Source organism: Phyllobacterium sp., from assembly GCF_037994425.1.
In the GTDB taxonomy this organism is placed as follows: Bacteria; Pseudomonadota; Alphaproteobacteria; order Rhizobiales; family Rhizobiaceae; genus Phyllobacterium.
On record NZ_JBBNAM010000292.1, the window covers coordinates 1 to 16,514 of the forward strand.

Sequence of the window (16,514 nt, forward strand, 5' to 3'; positions counted from 1 at the left end):
GGCTTGCCGGGCATGGTGCGGGCGACAGCCGCTACATTGCCTCCGACAAGGTTTCCAGCCATCTGAAGACCGTTCTTGCAGATTGCGATCTGATTGTCGGAACCGAAGAGGAAGTACTGATCGCCTCGGGCGAGGCTGATCTCCTGAGCGCCCTGAAGGCAATCCGTGCCCTTTCGAGCGGTACGATCGTCCTTAAGCGCGGTCCGATGGGCTGTATCGTTTACGAAGGAGCCATTTCAGACGACCTTGAAGATGGGATCGTCGGCAAGGGATTCCCGATCGAGGTATTTAATGTTCTCGGCGCCGGCGATGCCTTCATGTCGGGTTTCCTGCGCGGTTGGCTCGGCGGCGAAACCCTCGCAACCGCGGCAACCTGGGCCAATGCCTGCGGCGCATTTGCGGTGTCGAGACTGCTGTGCGCACCTGAAATTCCAACGTTCGAAGAACTCCAGTTTTTCCTCGAGCACGGCAGCCGCCACCGCGCGCTGCGCAAGGATGAGGCGATCAATCACGTCCATTGGGCAACGACCCGCCGCCGCGATATTCCCTCGATGATGGCATTCGCCATTGATCACCGCGTGCAGCTCGAGGATCTGGTGAAAAAGCTCGGAGCGGATGTAGAAAAGATCCATGCCTTCAAGGAACTGGCGGTGAAGGCCGCCGCCAAGGTGGCGAACGGGCGAAGCGGCTACGGTATGCTGCTCGACGAGAAATTTGGCCGCGAGGCGATGTTCGAGTTCGCCCGCCACAATTTCGACTGGCTTGGCCGTCCGGTAGAATTGCCGGGTTCGCGGCCGCTGCGTTTCGAGTTTTCCCAGGACATCGGCTCGCAATTGGCGGAATGGCCCGTCGATCATTGCATCAAATGCCTGTGTTTCTATCGCCCAGATGACCCGACTGCGCTGAAGGAAGAGCAACAGGCAAAGCTGCGCTCGCTTTTTGAAGCCGCGCGCAAGGTGGGCCGTGAACTACTGATCGAAATCATTGCAGGCAAACATGGCAGCGTCGATGACAACACTATCCCGCAGGCGCTCGAGGAGCTTTACGCGCTCGGCATCAGGCCGGATTTGTGGAAGCTCGAGCCGCAGGCATCGCCTGCCGCCTGGAAGAAAATCGAGGCGGTAATCGAGAAGAACGATCCATGGTGCCGCGGCGTCGTGCTGCTCGGATTGGAGGCGCCGCATGATGAGTTGGAAGCGGCATTCGTTGCCACCGCAGGTGCGCCGATCGTAAAGGGCTTTGCCGTCGGTCGGACATTGTTCATGGATGCAGCGGAGAAATGGCTCTCGGGCCGGATCTCGGATGAGGCCGCAATTGGTGACATGGCCGGCCGTTTCGAAAAATTGACCAAGGCCTGGCTTGCCAGCCGCAGCAGACAAGCTGCATAGGACTGGTGTTGGAATGACAAAAACTGGGGCCGGAGCCTGACCCATCTCACTTTGCGGGATGGTTGGACGCGCACCAATTCAAGCCAGCGCCGGGATGGCAAACTTCCCGGGAGGAGACTGACATGACAAAGACTATACGGCTGACAATGGCCCAGGCCCTGACGCGCTTCCTCAGCCGCCAGATGACAATGGTCGATGACAAGAAGATGCCGATCTTTGCCGGGGTCTGGGCGATTTTTGGCCACGGTAACGTAGCGGGCCTGGGCGAGGCGCTTTATCAGGTCAGAGAAGAATTGCCGACCTATCGCGCCCACAATGAGCAGGCGATGGCGCATGCGGCGATTGCGTTTGCCAAGGCAAGTTTCCGCCGGCGGATGATGGCAGTTACGAGCTCCGTCGGACCGGGCGCGACCAACATGGTCACCGCAGCGGCGCTGGCGCATGTCAATCGCTTGCCGCTACTGCTTCTCCCCGGAGATGTCTTTGCCAACCGGGTTCCAGACCCCGTACTCCAGCAAGTGGAATCTTTCAGTGACGGAACCGTGTCGGCCAATGATTGCTTCCGGCCGGTATCACGCTATTTCGACCGGATCACTCGCCCGGAGCAGATCATTCCGGCGCTGGCGCGCACAATGGCTGTGCTGACCGACCCCACTGAATGCGGACCTGTCACGCTAGCGCTCTGCCAGGACGTCCAGGCGGAAGCCTATGACTATCCAGAGAGCTTTTTCGAGGAGCGCGTGTGGTTGCAGCGCCGGCAGCGGCCCGATCGTGAGGAGCTTGCCGCGGCGATCGCCACACTGAAATCGGCGAAGAAACCGCTCATCATTGCCGGCGGCGGCGTGATCTATTCGCAGGCCTCGAGCGAACTGGCGACGTTCGTCGAGTCCGCCGGCATTCCCGTGTGCGAAACGCAGGGTGGAAAATCTTCGTTGCCGGATGCGCACCCTCTCAACATGGCGGCCGTCGGCGTGACCGGCACTGCCGCCGCGAACCGGCTTGCGCAGGAAGCCGATGTCATCCTCGCTGTTGGAACGCGCCTTCAGGACTTTACGACAGGTTCCTGGGCACTTTTCCAGAATTCGCTGAAAACCTTCATCGGCCTGAATGTCCAGCCGTTCGACGCTGCGAAACACCGGGCCCAGCCGCTGGTCGCTGACGTGAAGGAAGGCCTGATCGAACTCAGTGTGGCTCTAAAAGACTACCGTGCCCCGGCGGATTGGACCGACAAGGCTTATAGTGGCAAGGAGGAGTGGCAGCGGGCAGCGGCCAAGGTAACCGGGCCGACCAATGCGTCACTGCCTTCCGATGCGCAGGTGATCGGCGCCGTACAGCGCGCCATGGGCAGCAAAGCTACCGTATTGCACGCCGCAGGCGGATTGCCCGGCGAAATGCACAAGCTCTGGCAGGCGGGAGCGCCGGGCTCCTACCACGCCGAATACGGTTTCTCCTGCATGGGGTACGAGATTGCCGGGGGTCTCGGCGCGAAGATGGCCAGGCCTAATGACGAAGTCGTGGTGATGATCGGCGACGGATCTTACCTGATGCTGAACTCCGAGATCGCGACATCGGTCATGCTTGGCCACAAGATCAATATCGTGCTGCTCGACAATCGCGGTTATGGTTGCATCAACCGGCTGCAGATGGGCACCGGGGGTGCCAACTTCAACAACCTCCTGAGGGATACGAAGCACGAGGTTCTGCCCGACATCGACTTTGCCGCGCATGCGCGTAGCCTCGGCGCGATTGCCGAGAAAGTCGCCTCCATCGCCGAACTTGAGGGTGCGCTTGCCCGGGCCAAGCAGAACGACCGTACGACCGTCGTCGTCATCGACACGGATCCGCTTATCTCGACCGAGGAGGGTGGTTTCTGGTGGGATGTCGCCGTGCCTGAGGTCAGTCCACGCAGCCAGGTCAACGACGCGCGGAAGAACTATGAAGAGAAACAGAAATTGCAACGGGTTGGTGATTGATCAGGTCGTGGGGAGTTTCCCCCTCTGGCAGAGGGGGGGTAGGTTACTACGATCCTTTTATCCAACGCACATAGCCATTGAAGGAAGAACAAAATGATCCGCATCGGGGCGAACCCAATCGGCTGGTCCAACGACGATATGCTGGAGATCGGCGGCGACATATCGCTTGCGACCTGTCTCGAACAGGCGCAGGCGGCCGGTTTCATCGGCATGGAACTTGGCAACAAGTTTCCACGCACCGCCGACAAGCTGCGGCCTATTCTCGAATCCTACGGCCATAGCCTCGTCAGCGGCTGGTATTCGACCGAGCTTTTGACGCGCGACGTTGATGCCGAACTCGAGGCGGCAAAAGGCCATGCGACCTTGCTCAAGGAGATGGGCTGCTCCGTTCTGATCGCTGCCGAGACCTCGAATGCAATTCATTCCGACAAGGACCTGCCGCTCTCAGCCCGACCTGTCCTGCAGAAGGCTGCCTGGACCGTGTTCGGCGAGCGCTATACGCGCTTTGCCGAGGCTATCAAGCAGACTTACGGCCTGCAACTCGTGTATCATCACCATATGGGAACGGTGGTACAGGCGGGATCGGAGATCGACCGGTTCATGGAAATGACCGGTGCAGCTGTCCACCTTTTGCTCGACACCGGCCACGCTACCTGGGGCGGCGCCGATCCGGCCCGGCTCGCTCGCCATTACAAGGCGCGTATCAGCCATGTCCATTGCAAGGATATTCGCGAGGACGTGATGTGGCGCTCGAACCGTGAGGATTGGTCATTCCTCGATTCCGTCCTTGCTGGCGTCTATACTGTTCCAGGCGACGGCATGATCGACTATGTTCGCGTCCTGAGGGAACTCAAGGGCTATAGTGGTTGGGTCGTGGTCGAAGCCGAGCAGGATCCGAAGAAGGCCGATCCGGCCGTTTATTCGAAGCTCGGCCATGCCAATCTTAGCCGCTTCATCAAGGAAGCAGGTCTCGCTTGATCAAGGATTCGAACCACCCGTTTTTCCGTCCGCTATGGCGCCGCATCGCCGTGGTTGCCTTCTGTTTTGCCTGGGCGATCTTCGAGTTTGCAACGGGCACGCCGTTCTGGGGTGTTATCGCCTTGGGATTTGCCGCCTACGGCGTCTGGCAATTCTTCATTATCTACGATGCGTCAGAACCGTCGGACTTAGAGAACAAGAAGGAGTAGATCATGTCGAAACTATTGCTCAAGGCCGCGCGCGGGAAGGGCCGTGTCGCCCACGTAACGCCGGAAAGCGCGGGCTGGACCTATGTAGGCTTCGACTTGCACAAGCTCGAAAAGGGCCAATCGGTCAGCGGGATGACAGGCGACAAGGAAGTCTGCCTTGTCTTCGTTACCGGCAAGGGCAAGGTCGTCGCCAACGGCGAGGATCTCGGAGTGCTCGGCGCGCGGATGTCGCCGTTCGAAGGCAAACCCTGGTCTGTCTATCTGCCGGAGGGCTCGGAGTGGTCGGTTGTGGCAGACACTGACCTTGAGCTTGCGGTGTGCTCGGCGCCGAGCCTCGGTGGCGGGCTGCCCATGCGGGTGATCTCGCCGGACGATCTTGGGCAGGAGACGCGCGGCAAGGGTACCAACACGCGCTATGTCACCAACATCCTGCCGGAAAATCAGCCGGCGGATTCGCTGCTGGTCGTGGAGGTGATAACCCCCGGCGGCCATACGTCGAGTTATCCGCCGCACAAGCACGACCAGGATAATCTGCCGGCCGAATCCTATCTGGAAGAGACCTACTACCATCGCTTCAACCCGCCGCAGGGTTTCGGTTTCCAGCGCGTCTATACGGATGACCGTTCGCTCGACGAAGCCATGGCGATCGAGGACGGCGACGTTGTGATGGTACCGAAGGGTTACCACCCCTGCGCTGCCTGCCACGGCTACGATCTCTACTATCTCAACGTCATGGCCGGTCCGAAGCGCACCTGGAAGTTCCATAACGCCGCCGAGCACGAGTGGTTGATGAAGGCTTAGCCGTTACGCTGTGAATCCACCGGTCACGCCAGAGGATAATGGTGATAGGGGGCGGGATATATTATCGTGCGGAGAGGGCGGCTCACTGAGCCGATGGATCACTCGCCTTTCGGTCATCCTCAGGCTTGACCCGAGGAGCTAGGATCCGACGCCTAAAGGCACCATAACTCCATCACCAGCGCAATACGTAGCGTCCGACGATAGCGCCGATGAGGCCGGTTACCATAACACCGAGCGTATACCAGACGGCGACAAAGGGCATCCCGCTTTCATCGCAATGGAATGAATAGACGAATGAGGCGATCGCTCCCGCCGCAAGGCCGGCGGCGGCGCCTGCCACTGTCAGTCGTGTCGGAGCGAGACCGCGCAGCACCCAGAATGCAGCAATCAGCAGCGGCAGCGAGAGCATGACGATGTTGAATGTGCATACGCTGATCGTACGCCCCTTCATCATCGCCATGTATCTCTCCGGCGGCGTAACAGCGAGTTGCGCAAAGGCGAGAAAGCTGATTACGACGATCGCGCCAGCGATCAGGGCGACATTGATGCGGATGCTGCCGAGCGGGTGCGCGATGCGTTTGACCGCCCATACCCCCGCGCAAGCGAGCGCAAGCGTATAGGCGAATTTGATCCAGAACGGCATGGTACCCGCAGCTGCAGCCATGTCGGGTCGCAAGCCAAGCCATAGATACATGAGCAGCGCAGAGGCGAAGAGCCCAAGCCCGAGGCCAGCCACCACGCGGCCAATGACGGCCGTGGGCGATACCGGCTTCAATTCACCCGTCAGACGCGCAATCAGGTCATTTGTCGTCATTTGCGGCACGTCCTCTTAGCTTCGTCGCTATGGCCTTTATCCCTCTGTGTATGCTGACCTTCACCGTGGTTTCGGTCAGACCAGTGCTCTCCGCGACCTCAGCAATGGACTGTCCCTCGATCTTCGTGCGGTAGATCAGGTCGCGCGCCCTCTTCGGCGCTGCATCGAGCAGTCGCTCAACGTCCATGCGGTCGCCCGCGGCAGCAGACGTATCCTGTGCGAACAGATCCTCCACATCGTCGAGTGGCACCGTCGCCCTGATGCGGTTGCGCCTGAAATGATCGATCAGCTTGTAACGCGCAATCGCATGCAGCCAGGCCGTAAAGGGCCGGTCGACCTCATATGTTGCCCGCCGCGTGTGCAGCGCCATCAGCGTCTCCTGCACTAGATCATCCGCATCGCCCTTGTGCGCATCAGACAGCCGTCGCAGAAAATAGAAGCGCAGGTGACTCGCCACTTCTTTGAGCAGAACACCATAGCTGCGCGCATCACCGGCAAGGCTGGCGAGCATGAGTTCCTTCAATCGCGTTTCGAGCGACAGCACTGCCATTCGTTCCTTATTCGCAGGTACGGCGAAAAGGTTACAGATGAGAGCGAAGCCGCAAGCGCGTCAATGGCCTGTGCCGAATTCCACCGAAGAATGATCACCAATGCGTGATCCTTGTAACCGAACCCTGTCTCGTCGCGAATTGCCTCACATAGTCGGTGGCAAGCCCGGCCGCCGACAACGCGAGGAGGTTAGCATGGGTGTACAAGGGAACCGCGCGGGGTTTTTTGCATTGGCGATAGGCGCTGCTGCAAGTTTTCTCGCATGGGGCAACAATATGGCAGCAGCCGGTGAAGCGAAGCCGCTAACGGTGGTCGAGCTCTTCACCAGCCAGGGATATTCTTCCTGTCCGCCGGCGAATGCTAATCTCATTGAGCTCAGCAAACGCCCGAACGTCCTCGCGCTAAGTTTCAGCGTCACCTATTGGGATCGCCTCGGCTGGAAAGATACGTTCGGCCAAGCGGAATTCACAGCGCGCCAGGAAACGTATGAGACCCCGCTCGGGCGCGACGGGCCGTTCACACCTCAGATGGTGATCAATGGCCGCGCAGATGCGGTGGGCAACCGGATTTCAGAAGTGGAGGGCATTATCGCAGCCCAGTTCCATGACGATGCTCCGGCGCTGGAACTGGCGGATCGTTCTGTGACGGTTGGCGCGGGTCGCGCGCCGAAGGACGGCGCTGACATCTGGTTCATCACTTACGACAGGCGGGTCGTCAATGTTCCGGTAAAACGCGGCGAGAACACCGGGCGCACCCTGCCGCACAAGGATGTCGTGCACAGCCTGACCAACGTCGGTAGCTGGAGAGGCGGGGCCACAAAGATCGACCTCCCGCCAGTAAAGATAGGCCTGAGCTCGGCAATTCTCGTGCAGGAGCCGAATGGCGGGCCGATTCTGGCGGCTGTTACAAAATAGCGAACAGAGATTCCTGGCAAACGACCGGGATGCATGGATGCCGGATGGTATCCGAAACTTAAAGCACGTTCGACCGTGTCTATTCCAAACCAAAGGAGAACACCCATGAACATTCTAGCACGCCGCATTGCCCTCTCGGCTTTCGTTGCGGCCGCAGGCCTTGCCGGAACAAATGTGGCATTTGCCATGGATCCGATGAAGCCGATGAGCAAATCCGACTGCATGAAGCACGTCGGCATGGAAAAGGACGCCATGAAGATGGACGCCATGATGAAGGAATGCGACTCGATGGCAATGAAAAAGGATACAATGAAATCCGACACGATGAAGAAGAGCGGCACATCGGACGCCATGGGCACGATGGCCCCCAAGAAGAAATAAGATTACTAGAGGTTGTGCGTGGTTCGACAGGTCACCACGCACAACCGCATTTTGCTCCGTCAGTGGAGGCCCCTATGACAAGCATCGCAGAATCCGGAACGGCGAAGCCGAAAAAGGTGTTGTTCTATCGGCACTCCGCCCTTGTGCGAATTACGCATTGGCTGAATGTCCTGTGCCTCAGCTTCCTCTTGATGAGCGGCCTGCAAATCTTCAATGCTCATCCGGAACTCTACTGGGGGCAGTACGGCGCAGACGCCAGACCCGATCCATCGTTCATATCCATCGGTGCTGTCGAGGATGGCGACACGATCAGGGGAATTACCCGCATCGGGCCGCTCTCGCTTCCCACGACGGGCGTGCTCGGCGCATCGACTGTGGACGGCGAGCTCGCGCCGCGCGCCTTCCCTTCATGGATCACGATTCCTAGCTATCAGGACCTTGCAACCGGCCGGCGTTGGCATTTCTTCTTTGCCTGGTTCTTCGTCATCAACGGCCTTGTCTATCTTGCCTACGGCCTCATCGCAGGCCATTTCCGCCGCGATCTTGCACCGGCAAAGGGTGAGTTGACGCCAAGCCATCTTGCTCATGAGGTCGCCGAACACGCACGGCTGCGCTTCCCGAAAGGGGAACAGGCCCGCCATTACAATGCCCTGCAGAAACTTGCCTATGTCGCGGTGATATTCGTCTTGCTGCCGCTTATGGTGCTCACCGGACTTACCATGTCGCCGGGCTTTAACGCGATCTTCCCCTGGCTGCTCGACGTCTTTGGTGGCAGGCAGTCCGCGAGGACAATCCATTTCATCACCGCCTCGCTCATCGTTGCCTTCGTCATCGTGCATATCGTGATGGTGCTGGTCTCAGGCGTCTGGAACAATTTGCGCTCGATGATCACCGGCTACTACGCGCTGAGGATCGAGCCTGGAAAGGAAACGTCGAAATGAGTATCGACCTGACCCGCCGTCGCTTCCTCATCGGTTCCAGCGTTGCGGCGACAGGGCTTTTGACGGGGTGCGATGCGCTTGTCGAAAGCACGACCGTGAATGACATCCTGCAGAAGGCGGAATCGCTCACCATGGGGGCCCAGCGCCTCTTGATGGCGCACCAGCCGCTGGCACGCGAGTTCAGCGAAGCAGACCTTTCGCCGGTCTTCAAGGCCAACGGTACTTCGGAGCCAGGTAGCGAAGAGTATGCGCGGCTCAGTGAAAGCAACTTTGCCGATTGGAAGCTGGTCGTGAACGGCATGGTGCTGCGGCCCTTGGAACTCTCGCTGGCCGATCTGAAGGCAATGCCATCGCGTACGCAAATCACCCGGCACGATTGCGTCGAAGGCTGGAGCGCCATCGGCAAGTGGACCGGTGTCCCGCTCGGTCTCGTCCTCGAGAAAGCGGGACTGGCTCCCGGCGCGCGCTACGCTGTGTTCTATTGCGCGGATGAGCTGGAGCAGACACTGGATGGGAGTGGCAAATATTACGAGAGCATCGATCTTGTCGATGCCTGGCACCCACAGACGATCCTCGCTTACGCCATGAATGGCAAGGACCTAGAGGTGGCGCATGGCGCGCCGCTGCGCCTGCGCGTCGAACGGCAGCTCGGCTACAAGCATGCCAAATATGTCATGCGGATCGAGCTTACCGACAGTTTCAAGGGACTCTGGGGCGGGAAGGGTGGCTTTTGGGAAGACCGCGGTTACGAATGGTATGCCGGTATTTAGTATGGCTTTTTGAAAGGAAGAATTTTGATCCGAACATTATTAGGAATTGCATTACTCGCTGGGATGGCGACGGGCGCATATGCGGACATGAACGTTGCATTCGAATGGGGTCCGACGAAAAAGTGCTTCGACCCCAAATCCCCGCCGATCCAGATCCGGAATGTTCCGGCTGGAACCGCGGACCTCGATATTCGGATGAGCGATCGCAACTCAGACTACGCGCACGGTGGAGGTAGGTTACATTTCAGCGGCCAAGCTTCTCTCCCGTACGGCGCTTTCAAGTATCAGGGACCCTGCCCGCCTCAGGGAGCCCATACATATGTCTTTACTGTGAAAGCACTGGATGCCAGTGGAAAAACTCTTGCTACTGCGAAGGCATCACGCAAGTTTCCCGAAAAATAATTCTCGGAAAGAATAACAGCTATAGCGGTGATTCAACTGACGTTGGGGGCGTTTGCCGCAGGGATCCGTTGTTGTTCGAAAAAAGCGCGAGTGCTCCCAACAATGCGAAAAATATCAATAGTACAAGAATTACAATGCATTGATGAACCAAAACCCCGGTCCTCACTTGGAGATTCATGTCCCACAGCCGACCTTATCGACAACGTTGGCGAGCGGCTGAGAACGACCCCATTCCCCTATGATGCAGCGGCATCGCGGCAGCAGGGATCCAAACTACCGGGGGATGTGGCAAGAATGCGACGGAGTGCGAGACGGCCATTATTAACGCGCTGTTTCTGCGTCATCCCGGGCCCGACCCAGAGGTTCCACTCCACCGCCCAACAAGAAGAAACGGATCCTTGGGTCGAGCCGGAGGACGAAGGAGGTAAGACGTGACAGCGGCGACGGCCGCGCGAAAAACTTGCAATCCTATCCTTCAAATGCCCGGCCTCTTTCACCATATGCGCGATACAGATGTTTCGTGACATGATTGAGGAGACTGTTGCATGCTACCCGTTCTTAACCGCTTCAGCCGGATTGCCGCTATCCTTGCCTTGGGCATGGCGGTATCGTTCAGCGTTGTGCATGACGCCGACGCCCGGCGCGGAGGCGGCGGGTTCGGTAGCCGAGGTGCGCGGACATTTCAGGCGCCGGCGCCGACAAGGACCGCTCCCGCACCGGCAGCGCCGATCGAGCGTACAATGAGCCCGAAGCCGGAGACGGCGCAGCCCTCGGCCGCGCAGCCGCAACTCGGCCAGCAGCAGCGCCCGGGTCTATTTGGCGGCATGGGCCGCTCCCTGATCGGCGGACTGCTGGTCGGCGGCTTGATCGGCACGCTGCTTGGTCATGGCTTCGGTGGCGCCGCAGGCTTTCTCGGCATGTTGCTGCAGATCGGCCTGATCATTGGCGTGGTCATGCTGGCCATGCGCTTCTTCCGGTCGCGGCAGGCGACCATGGCTCCTGCCGGTGGACCCGCTTTCGGCAGGAGCGCCGGCAGCAATGCACCGTCAGGCGCGTCTTTCAGAATTCCGACGATCGGCTCTGGCTCCGGCCAGGGCAGCAATGCCAGCTATAACAACGCGTCCAGTCACACTGCGGGGCAGGGCAGCGACGAGATAGGCCTGAAGCAGGATGATCTTGATCGTTTTGAACAGCTCCTGACAGAGGTGCAGACCGCCTATGGCAAGGAAGACTACGCAACCTTGCGCAAGTTGACGACGCCGGAGGCCATGTCCTATCTCGCCGAAGAGCTCGGTCAAAACGCCACTGACGGCCTGCGCAACAGCGTTTCCGATGTAAAGCTTCTGCAAGCCGATATTGCCGAGGCGTGGGCCGAAGGCGATACGGAATATGCGACGACCGCCATGCATTATTCGAGCATCGATTCGATGGTCGACCGCGAAACCGGCCGCGTGGTCAACGGCGACGAAAAGGACCCGAGCCAGACGACGGAAGTGTGGACCTTCGTGCGCAAGCCCAATTCCGACTGGAAGCTTTCAGCGATCCAGGACGCCGCCTGAATCTGATCCCCCAAACGAAAAGGGCCGCGCCGACTGGCGCCGGCCTTTTCACATTTGACGTGAAACTCTAGTCCACGTCGTCGATGGCGGCGCTGTCCCTGCGGCCATGCAGGATCTCTCGCTTGCCGACGTGGTTGGCGGGTCCGACCAGTCCTTCCTTTTCCATCCGCTCGACCAGTGAGGCAGCGCGGTTATAGCCGATGCCGAGCCTGCGCTGGATATAGGAGGTCGAACACTTCTTGTCGCGCAGGATCACCTTGACAGCCTGGTCGTAGAGTTCGTTGCCATCTTCCGCGGCCATGGCGCTCTTGTCGAAGACGGCACTGTCTTCGGTTTCGGCGTCGTCCTCTTCGCTCTCATCCGCCGTCACCGTATCGAGGTAATCGGGCTGGCCTTGCGCCTTCAGGTGCGCGACGATTTTTTCAACCTCTTCATCGGAAACAAACGGGCCATGGACACGGGAGATGCGCCCGCCGCCGATCATGTGCAGCATGTCACCCTGGCCAAGGAGCTGTTCCGCTCCCTGTTCGCCAAGGATCGTTCGGCTGTCGATTTTCGACGTGACCTGGAAGGAGATGCGGGTCGGGAAATTCGCCTTGATGGTGCCGGTAATGACATCGACCGAGGGGCGCTGTGTCGCCATGATGAGATGGATGCCTGCGGCGCGTGCCATCTGCGCCAGGCGCTGGATGGCGCCTTCGATGTCCTTGCCGGCTACCATCATCAGGTCGGCCATCTCGTCGACGATGATGACGATGAACGGCATCGGCTTCAGATCCAGAGCCTCCTGCTCGTAGATGGGCTCGCCCGTGCCCTTGTCGAAGCCGGTCTGGACCGTGCACATGACGGTTTCGCCCTTTTCGGCGGCACTCGTCACCCGGGCATTGAAGCCGTCGATGTTGCGCACGCCGAGTTTCGACATCTTGCGGTAGCGGTCTTCCATCTCGCGCACCGCCCACTTCAGCGCCATGACCGCCTTTTTCGGATCAGTGACGACCGGGGTCAGCAGATGGGGGATGCCATCGTAGATCGACAATTCGAGCATTTTCGGATCGACCATGATCAGCCGGCACTCGTCCGGCGTCAGTCGGTAGAGCAATGAAAGGATCATGGTGTTGATGGCGACGGATTTGCCCGAGCCTGTTGTACCGGCGACGAGCAAATGCGGCATCTTGGCTAGCTCGGCGATTACCGGCTCGCCGCCGATGGTCTTGCCGAGGCAGAGAGCGAGCTTGAATTTGGTCTTATCGAAGTTGTCCGAGGCAACCATCTCGCGCAAGTAGACCGTCTCGCGCGTCGCATTCGGCAGTTCGATGCCGATCACATTGCGTCCCGGAACCACGGCGACGCGTGCCGAAAGGGCCGACATTGACCGCGCTATATCGTCAGCAAGGTTGATGACGCGGGATGATTTAACGCCGGGCGCTGGCTCGAACTCATAGAGCGTGACAACCGGACCGGGCCGTACGTGAATGATCTCGCCGCGCACCCCGAAATCCTCCAGCACGCTTTCGAGGAGGCCAGCATTCTGCTCCAGCGTTTCCTGCGAGATCGTAACTGTATCCTGAGTGACCGCTTCCTGCAGAAGCGTTACCGGCGGCTTTTCGTAGCCGCCCATGTGAGAGGCATGAATTGCCCGCTCCGCCGCCGGCGCAATCGTGAACTGGCGCTGCGCGAGGGGTCGTGCCGCCTTGGCGATCTCGCGGCGCTTTGGTACCTCGACCGCTTCGATGACGATTTGGATCGGGTCCGTTTCGACCTCGACTTCCGTCGGCGTGGTCACCTCCTCAACCAATAGTTCAGGCTCGACCGGATCCAGAACCGCAGGGATAGGCACATTCGCCTGTTCGTCTACTGGCTCCGCGTCGAGCGGCGGTGCGAGAAGGTGAGGTTTCGGTGCCAGATGAGTGCCTGTTGCCTTCCATTCGACGACGCGAAACCGGGCGGTGATCTCGTCCGGGTTGAATTTCGGCTTCGAGCTCGGGCGGGGCGGGGCGGTAATCACCGGTAGGTTGTTGAGGGCGATCTCCATCGCATCGAAGAAGGCAAAGTCCGACACATAAGATAGCGGCGAACTGCCTGCAGCCCTGTCGGCGCGTTCAAAGGCGACGTCTGCCCGAACGGGGGCGGGCGCACGCTGTGGCGCTGGCGATACACTCGGCGCTTTGGGTACGACAGGCGCAATCGGGAGCGAATTGCTGGCCGGTGCCGGCCTTGGCGTTGAGGCAGCCGGCCTTGGTGCTGGCTTGATCTCCGGGAGCGGCTTGCCTTTCAGGAGTTCGCTGTCCGGCGTGCGCGTAAAGCGGACGTTCTCGGAAAGCGAAAACATTCGCTTTGAGATGGGCAAAGAGGGATCGTCCGCGTTCATCGGGTTCATTCGCCGTGGTTGTACAACAGGCGAGACAGGCCTTGCCGGCGCGGCCGGCGTGATCGTTCGGCGGACCGTGACCGGCTCATATTGCGCGCCAATGGGCGTGGGGATTTTCGCCATCAACGGCGGCGTCGGCAAAGGCGGCGTGGCCGGTGCAGTCACCTGCGACGGTGACGGGCGATTCGGTGCCTCCCCCGTTTCGGTCTCGAACTCGTATTCGTTTGTTTTAACTGGAAAATTTGTTCTGGGGATACGCATGATGCCTGCAAACGGAATGGTGTGATGTTACCCGATGGGCTCCCCATTTGAATAGAAAACCAAGGTTAACAAGTCGCTACTTTTGCAAGGCTGAGGCTGGCTATTTAACTTCCGTGGCAGGACGGCAACAACAGGTGAGTCCTGCTCGAATATTTAGGGGACGAAGGCGATTTTCATGCTAGGGGTTACGCCAGGGCGCGATATTGCGAGCATTAACTCCAATCCCTTTTTTGAAAGGCATTTGGCCATGGCCATCAAATTCGCTTTAAAGGACCAAAACATAAACAGCTCGGATGTGAACGCTGGCAAGGCCGAGCCCGTGGTGAAGAGCCGGGCCGAGCCGGTCGGAGACGAAAATTCTGGAATGGACAGGTCGGAAGGCGGTCTGTTCGCAGACAAATCGCCGCCGCAGAATCGCAAGCGCAAAAAGTAGCCCGGTTCAGCGCGAAGGCTGAGCTGCGCGCAGGCGCGCCACTTCAGCCTCGAGTTCCTTGATCCTCTGGTCACGTACGGCGACGATGGCCTCGACCTCGGCGGCCTCGAATCGCAGCGGAATATGCTGCGGGCAGTTGGTGTCCCAGGCCGAAACCTTGAAGACGATCACCTGCTCCGGACGGGCCCGATAATTCTGCGGCATGAGCTTTGCCGTGCGTTCTGGATCGTCTTCGATGACCTGTGCCTCGCCCCACAATTTGACGCGCTGCCGTGTGCGGTAATCGATGAGAAAGAGATACGCCTTGGGGTTTTCTGCAAGGTTGCCTTGGGTGATGTATTGCCGGTTGCCAGCAAAGTCAGCGAAGGCGACCGTGTGGTCATCGACCACATGCATAAAACCGGGCGGACCGCCGCGATGCTGTATGTAGGGCTGACCCTGGGCGTTGGCGGTGGCAAGGAAAACACTGGTCTGGCTCTCGATGAACGCCGCAAGGTCGGGCGTAATGCGTGTCCGCCAGGAACCCCGTTCCTCCATGCTGGAATAGCCCTCCCGAGAGCCTTTGCGCGCCTGGATCGACTTGACCGTCGGTGTGAAGGCGACATCGCTGGAATAGGCCGGAGCGGACGACATTTTGCTGGATCCTCGCACGTTTACCACGAACCCAGATATAGTAACTTTCATAATATCGCTGTAGAAGGAATTTCAGGAGCTATCCTCTCGAATAATGGAAGGAAATATGGACCGTCTCGATGCAATGGCCGTCCTCCTTGCTGCTGTGGAGGCTGGCAGCCTTTCTGCCGCGTCGCGGCAGTTGCGCATGCCGCTTGCGACCGTGAGCCGGAAAGTTGCTGACCTCGAGGCGCACCTCGATACCCGACTTCTCATCCGTTCGAGCCGCCATCTGGAGTTGACTGATGCTGGCCGCGCCTATGTGGAGGCGAGTCGGGCCATTCTGCAACAAGTCGAAGAAGCGGAGCGGATGGCCTCAGGTGAATATGTGGCGCCGAAAGGCGATCTCACGGTCACGGCGCCGATCGTGTTCGGCCGCCTGCACGTGCTGCCGGTGGTGATCGCGTTCTTGAAAGCCTATCCCGAGATCCGTTTGCGCCTCAGCCTTAGCGATCGCCAGGTCAATCTCGTCGAGGACCATATTGATCTTGCCATCCGTATCGGCAACTTGCCGGACAGCAATCTTGTCGCGACGAAGGTTGGCACTATCAGGCGGGCGACCTATGCCAGTCCGGCCTACCTTGCCGTGCGCGGCACGCCGATGCGGCCGGAAGACCTTGCCGGCCATGACTGCATCACTTTCGAGGGCTTCGCTTCGCCACGACTCTGGACATTCGTCGAAGGCAAGCATGACGTCGTCATACCGGTACAATCCCGGCTGAGCGTGACGACCGCTGAAGCCGCAACTGACGCCGCAGTGGCGGAACTTGGCATCACGCGCCTGCTCTCCTATCAGGCGGCAAGCGCCATCGCTGCAGGCAAACTGAAAATACTTCTCGAAGCCTTTGAACCACTGCCATGGCCGGTCAGCGCGGTCTACATCTCGCAAGGGCCTGTAACTGCGAAGCTCAGGGCATTCCTGGATTTTGCGGTGCCGAAGCTGCGGGAAGGGTTAGCGGGGTTGCCTGCGACCGCCTAGATGGGGTAACGGGCTGCCAGGCCAACTGCTCACTTCACTACGGCGATTTTGAGCGGCGCGCTGCGCTCGCGGTTTGCTTGGTAAGACGGCGGTCGTCCCTCACACTGATGGTGTGAACGGAG

Annotated in this window: 17 protein-coding genes; 13 read left to right on the forward strand and 4 right to left on the reverse strand. The window is 59.4% G+C overall.

Features of this window, described 5'->3' with window-relative positions; translation table 11 throughout:
- The 5 genes from AAAB35_RS19820 to iolB form a co-directional block, all read left to right on the forward strand.
- Window positions 1–1,388 (forward strand): PfkB family carbohydrate kinase (locus AAAB35_RS19820; protein ID WP_340669993.1); only part of this gene is annotated, 1,388 nt, incomplete at its 5' end.
- Window positions 1,389–1,510: 122 nt separating this feature from the next.
- A complete protein-coding gene (gene iolD / locus AAAB35_RS19825; RefSeq protein ID WP_340669994.1) occupies window positions 1,511–3,361 on the forward strand; it encodes a 3D-(3,5/4)-trihydroxycyclohexane-1,2-dione acylhydrolase (decyclizing) in 1,851 nt (616 codons plus the stop codon).
- Window positions 3,362–3,454: 93 nt separating this feature from the next.
- The gene (gene iolE / locus AAAB35_RS19830; protein ID WP_340669995.1) at window positions 3,455–4,339 is read left to right on the forward strand and encodes a myo-inosose-2 dehydratase; all 885 of its coding nucleotides are present in this window, start codon (window positions 3,455–3,457) and stop codon (window positions 4,337–4,339) included.
- Entirely contained in the window at window positions 4,339–4,548 is a 210-nt protein-coding gene (locus AAAB35_RS19835) for a DUF3329 domain-containing protein (protein ID WP_340670006.1), read from the forward strand. The genes iolE and AAAB35_RS19835 overlap by 1 nt, the downstream gene beginning before the upstream one ends.
- Before the next feature lie 3 nt (window positions 4,549–4,551).
- Window positions 4,552–5,349, forward strand: coding sequence for a 5-deoxy-glucuronate isomerase (gene iolB, locus AAAB35_RS19840; RefSeq protein WP_340669996.1), 798 nt, complete (start codon window positions 4,552–4,554; stop codon window positions 5,347–5,349).
- A gap of 172 nt (window positions 5,350–5,521) precedes the next feature.
- Here the strand turns inward: iolB and AAAB35_RS19845 are convergent, their stop codons facing one another.
- Window positions 5,522–6,163, reverse strand: a complete 642-nt coding sequence (locus AAAB35_RS19845) for a DUF1109 domain-containing protein (protein WP_340669997.1) — start codon at window positions 6,161–6,163, stop codon at window positions 5,522–5,524.
- Window positions 6,150–6,713 (reverse strand): sigma-70 family RNA polymerase sigma factor, encoded by a 564-nt coding sequence (locus AAAB35_RS19850; protein ID WP_340669998.1) that lies wholly within the window; start codon window positions 6,711–6,713, stop codon window positions 6,150–6,152. The genes AAAB35_RS19845 and AAAB35_RS19850 overlap by 14 nt, the downstream gene beginning before the upstream one ends.
- A 193-nt stretch (window positions 6,714–6,906) precedes the next feature.
- Here AAAB35_RS19850 and AAAB35_RS19855 point away from each other — a divergent pair, with 193 nt between their 5' ends.
- From AAAB35_RS19855 to AAAB35_RS19880, 6 genes are all read left to right on the forward strand, one after another.
- A complete protein-coding gene (locus tag AAAB35_RS19855; RefSeq protein ID WP_340669999.1) occupies window positions 6,907–7,626 on the forward strand; it encodes a DUF1223 domain-containing protein in 720 nt (239 codons plus the stop codon).
- A gap of 105 nt (window positions 7,627–7,731) precedes the next feature.
- Window positions 7,732–8,007, forward strand: a complete 276-nt coding sequence (locus AAAB35_RS19860; RefSeq protein WP_340670000.1) for a pentapeptide MXKDX repeat protein — start codon at window positions 7,732–7,734, stop codon at window positions 8,005–8,007.
- A gap of 74 nt (window positions 8,008–8,081) precedes the next feature.
- Window positions 8,082–8,948: a cytochrome b/b6 domain-containing protein gene (locus AAAB35_RS19865; RefSeq protein ID WP_340670001.1), complete on the forward strand. Its 867-nt coding sequence runs from the start codon at window positions 8,082–8,084 to the stop codon at window positions 8,946–8,948.
- Complete coding sequence (locus AAAB35_RS19870) at window positions 8,945–9,718, forward strand: molybdopterin-binding protein (RefSeq protein ID WP_340670002.1); 774 nt, start codon at window positions 8,945–8,947, stop codon at window positions 9,716–9,718. The genes AAAB35_RS19865 and AAAB35_RS19870 overlap by 4 nt, the downstream gene beginning before the upstream one ends.
- An 87-nt stretch (window positions 9,719–9,805) precedes the next feature.
- Window positions 9,806–10,120 carry a phospholipid-binding protein gene (locus AAAB35_RS19875; protein ID WP_340670007.1) on the forward strand — a complete coding sequence of 105 codons (315 nt, stop codon included), beginning with the start codon at window positions 9,806–9,808 and terminating at the stop codon, window positions 10,118–10,120.
- A gap of 545 nt (window positions 10,121–10,665) precedes the next feature.
- Window positions 10,666–11,679, forward strand: coding sequence for a Tim44 domain-containing protein (locus tag AAAB35_RS19880; RefSeq protein WP_340670003.1), 1,014 nt, complete (start codon window positions 10,666–10,668; stop codon window positions 11,677–11,679).
- 67 nt (window positions 11,680–11,746) lie between these two features.
- On the opposite strand, the gene AAAB35_RS19885 is transcribed toward AAAB35_RS19880, so the two are convergent.
- Entirely contained in the window at window positions 11,747–14,110 is a 2,364-nt protein-coding gene (locus tag AAAB35_RS19885) for a DNA translocase FtsK (RefSeq protein ID WP_340670008.1), read from the reverse strand.
- Between AAAB35_RS19885 and AAAB35_RS19890 the strand changes: the two genes are divergently transcribed.
- Window positions 14,019–14,333: a hypothetical protein gene (locus AAAB35_RS19890; RefSeq protein WP_340670009.1), complete on the forward strand. Its 315-nt coding sequence runs from the start codon at window positions 14,019–14,021 to the stop codon at window positions 14,331–14,333. The two genes, AAAB35_RS19885 and AAAB35_RS19890, sit on opposite strands and share 92 nt — an antisense overlap.
- 414 nt (window positions 14,334–14,747) lie before the next feature.
- Here the strand turns inward: AAAB35_RS19890 and AAAB35_RS19895 are convergent, their stop codons facing one another.
- Entirely contained in the window at window positions 14,748–15,374 is a 627-nt protein-coding gene (locus AAAB35_RS19895) for a pyridoxamine 5'-phosphate oxidase family protein (RefSeq protein ID WP_340670004.1), read from the reverse strand.
- Window positions 15,375–15,480: 106 nt separating this feature from the next.
- Between AAAB35_RS19895 and AAAB35_RS19900 the strand changes: the two genes are divergently transcribed.
- Window positions 15,481–16,392, forward strand: a complete 912-nt coding sequence (locus AAAB35_RS19900) for a LysR family transcriptional regulator (RefSeq protein ID WP_340670005.1) — start codon at window positions 15,481–15,483, stop codon at window positions 16,390–16,392.
- The last annotated feature ends 122 nt before the right edge of the window (window positions 16,393–16,514 follow it).

Excerpts from the sequence above, each read along its gene's own strand:
- iolD (WP_340669994.1), top strand. The coding sequence starts at position 1,511 with ATGACAAAGACTATACGGCTGACAATGGCCCAGGCCCTGACGCGCTTC.
- AAAB35_RS19895 (WP_340670004.1), bottom strand. The coding sequence starts at position 15,374 with ATGTCGTCCGCTCCGGCCTATTCCAGCGATGTCGCCTTCACACCGACG.
- iolE (WP_340669995.1), top strand. The coding sequence starts at position 3,455 with ATGATCCGCATCGGGGCGAACCCAATCGGCTGGTCCAACGACGATATG.
- AAAB35_RS19870 (WP_340670002.1), top strand. The coding sequence starts at position 8,945 with ATGAGTATCGACCTGACCCGCCGTCGCTTCCTCATCGGTTCCAGCGTT.
- AAAB35_RS19855 (WP_340669999.1), top strand. The coding sequence starts at position 6,907 with ATGGGTGTACAAGGGAACCGCGCGGGGTTTTTTGCATTGGCGATAGGC.
- iolB (WP_340669996.1), top strand. The coding sequence starts at position 4,552 with ATGTCGAAACTATTGCTCAAGGCCGCGCGCGGGAAGGGCCGTGTCGCC.
- AAAB35_RS19900 (WP_340670005.1), top strand. The coding sequence starts at position 15,481 with ATGGACCGTCTCGATGCAATGGCCGTCCTCCTTGCTGCTGTGGAGGCT.
- AAAB35_RS19890 (WP_340670009.1), top strand. The coding sequence starts at position 14,019 with ATGGGCAAAGAGGGATCGTCCGCGTTCATCGGGTTCATTCGCCGTGGT.
- AAAB35_RS19880 (WP_340670003.1), top strand. The coding sequence starts at position 10,666 with ATGCTACCCGTTCTTAACCGCTTCAGCCGGATTGCCGCTATCCTTGCC.
- AAAB35_RS19850 (WP_340669998.1), bottom strand. The coding sequence starts at position 6,713 with ATGGCAGTGCTGTCGCTCGAAACGCGATTGAAGGAACTCATGCTCGCC.
- AAAB35_RS19860 (WP_340670000.1), top strand. The coding sequence starts at position 7,732 with ATGAACATTCTAGCACGCCGCATTGCCCTCTCGGCTTTCGTTGCGGCC.
- AAAB35_RS19865 (WP_340670001.1), top strand. The coding sequence starts at position 8,082 with ATGACAAGCATCGCAGAATCCGGAACGGCGAAGCCGAAAAAGGTGTTG.
- AAAB35_RS19845 (WP_340669997.1), bottom strand. The coding sequence starts at position 6,163 with ATGACGACAAATGACCTGATTGCGCGTCTGACGGGTGAATTGAAGCCG.
- AAAB35_RS19875 (WP_340670007.1), top strand. The coding sequence starts at position 9,806 with ATGAACGTTGCATTCGAATGGGGTCCGACGAAAAAGTGCTTCGACCCC.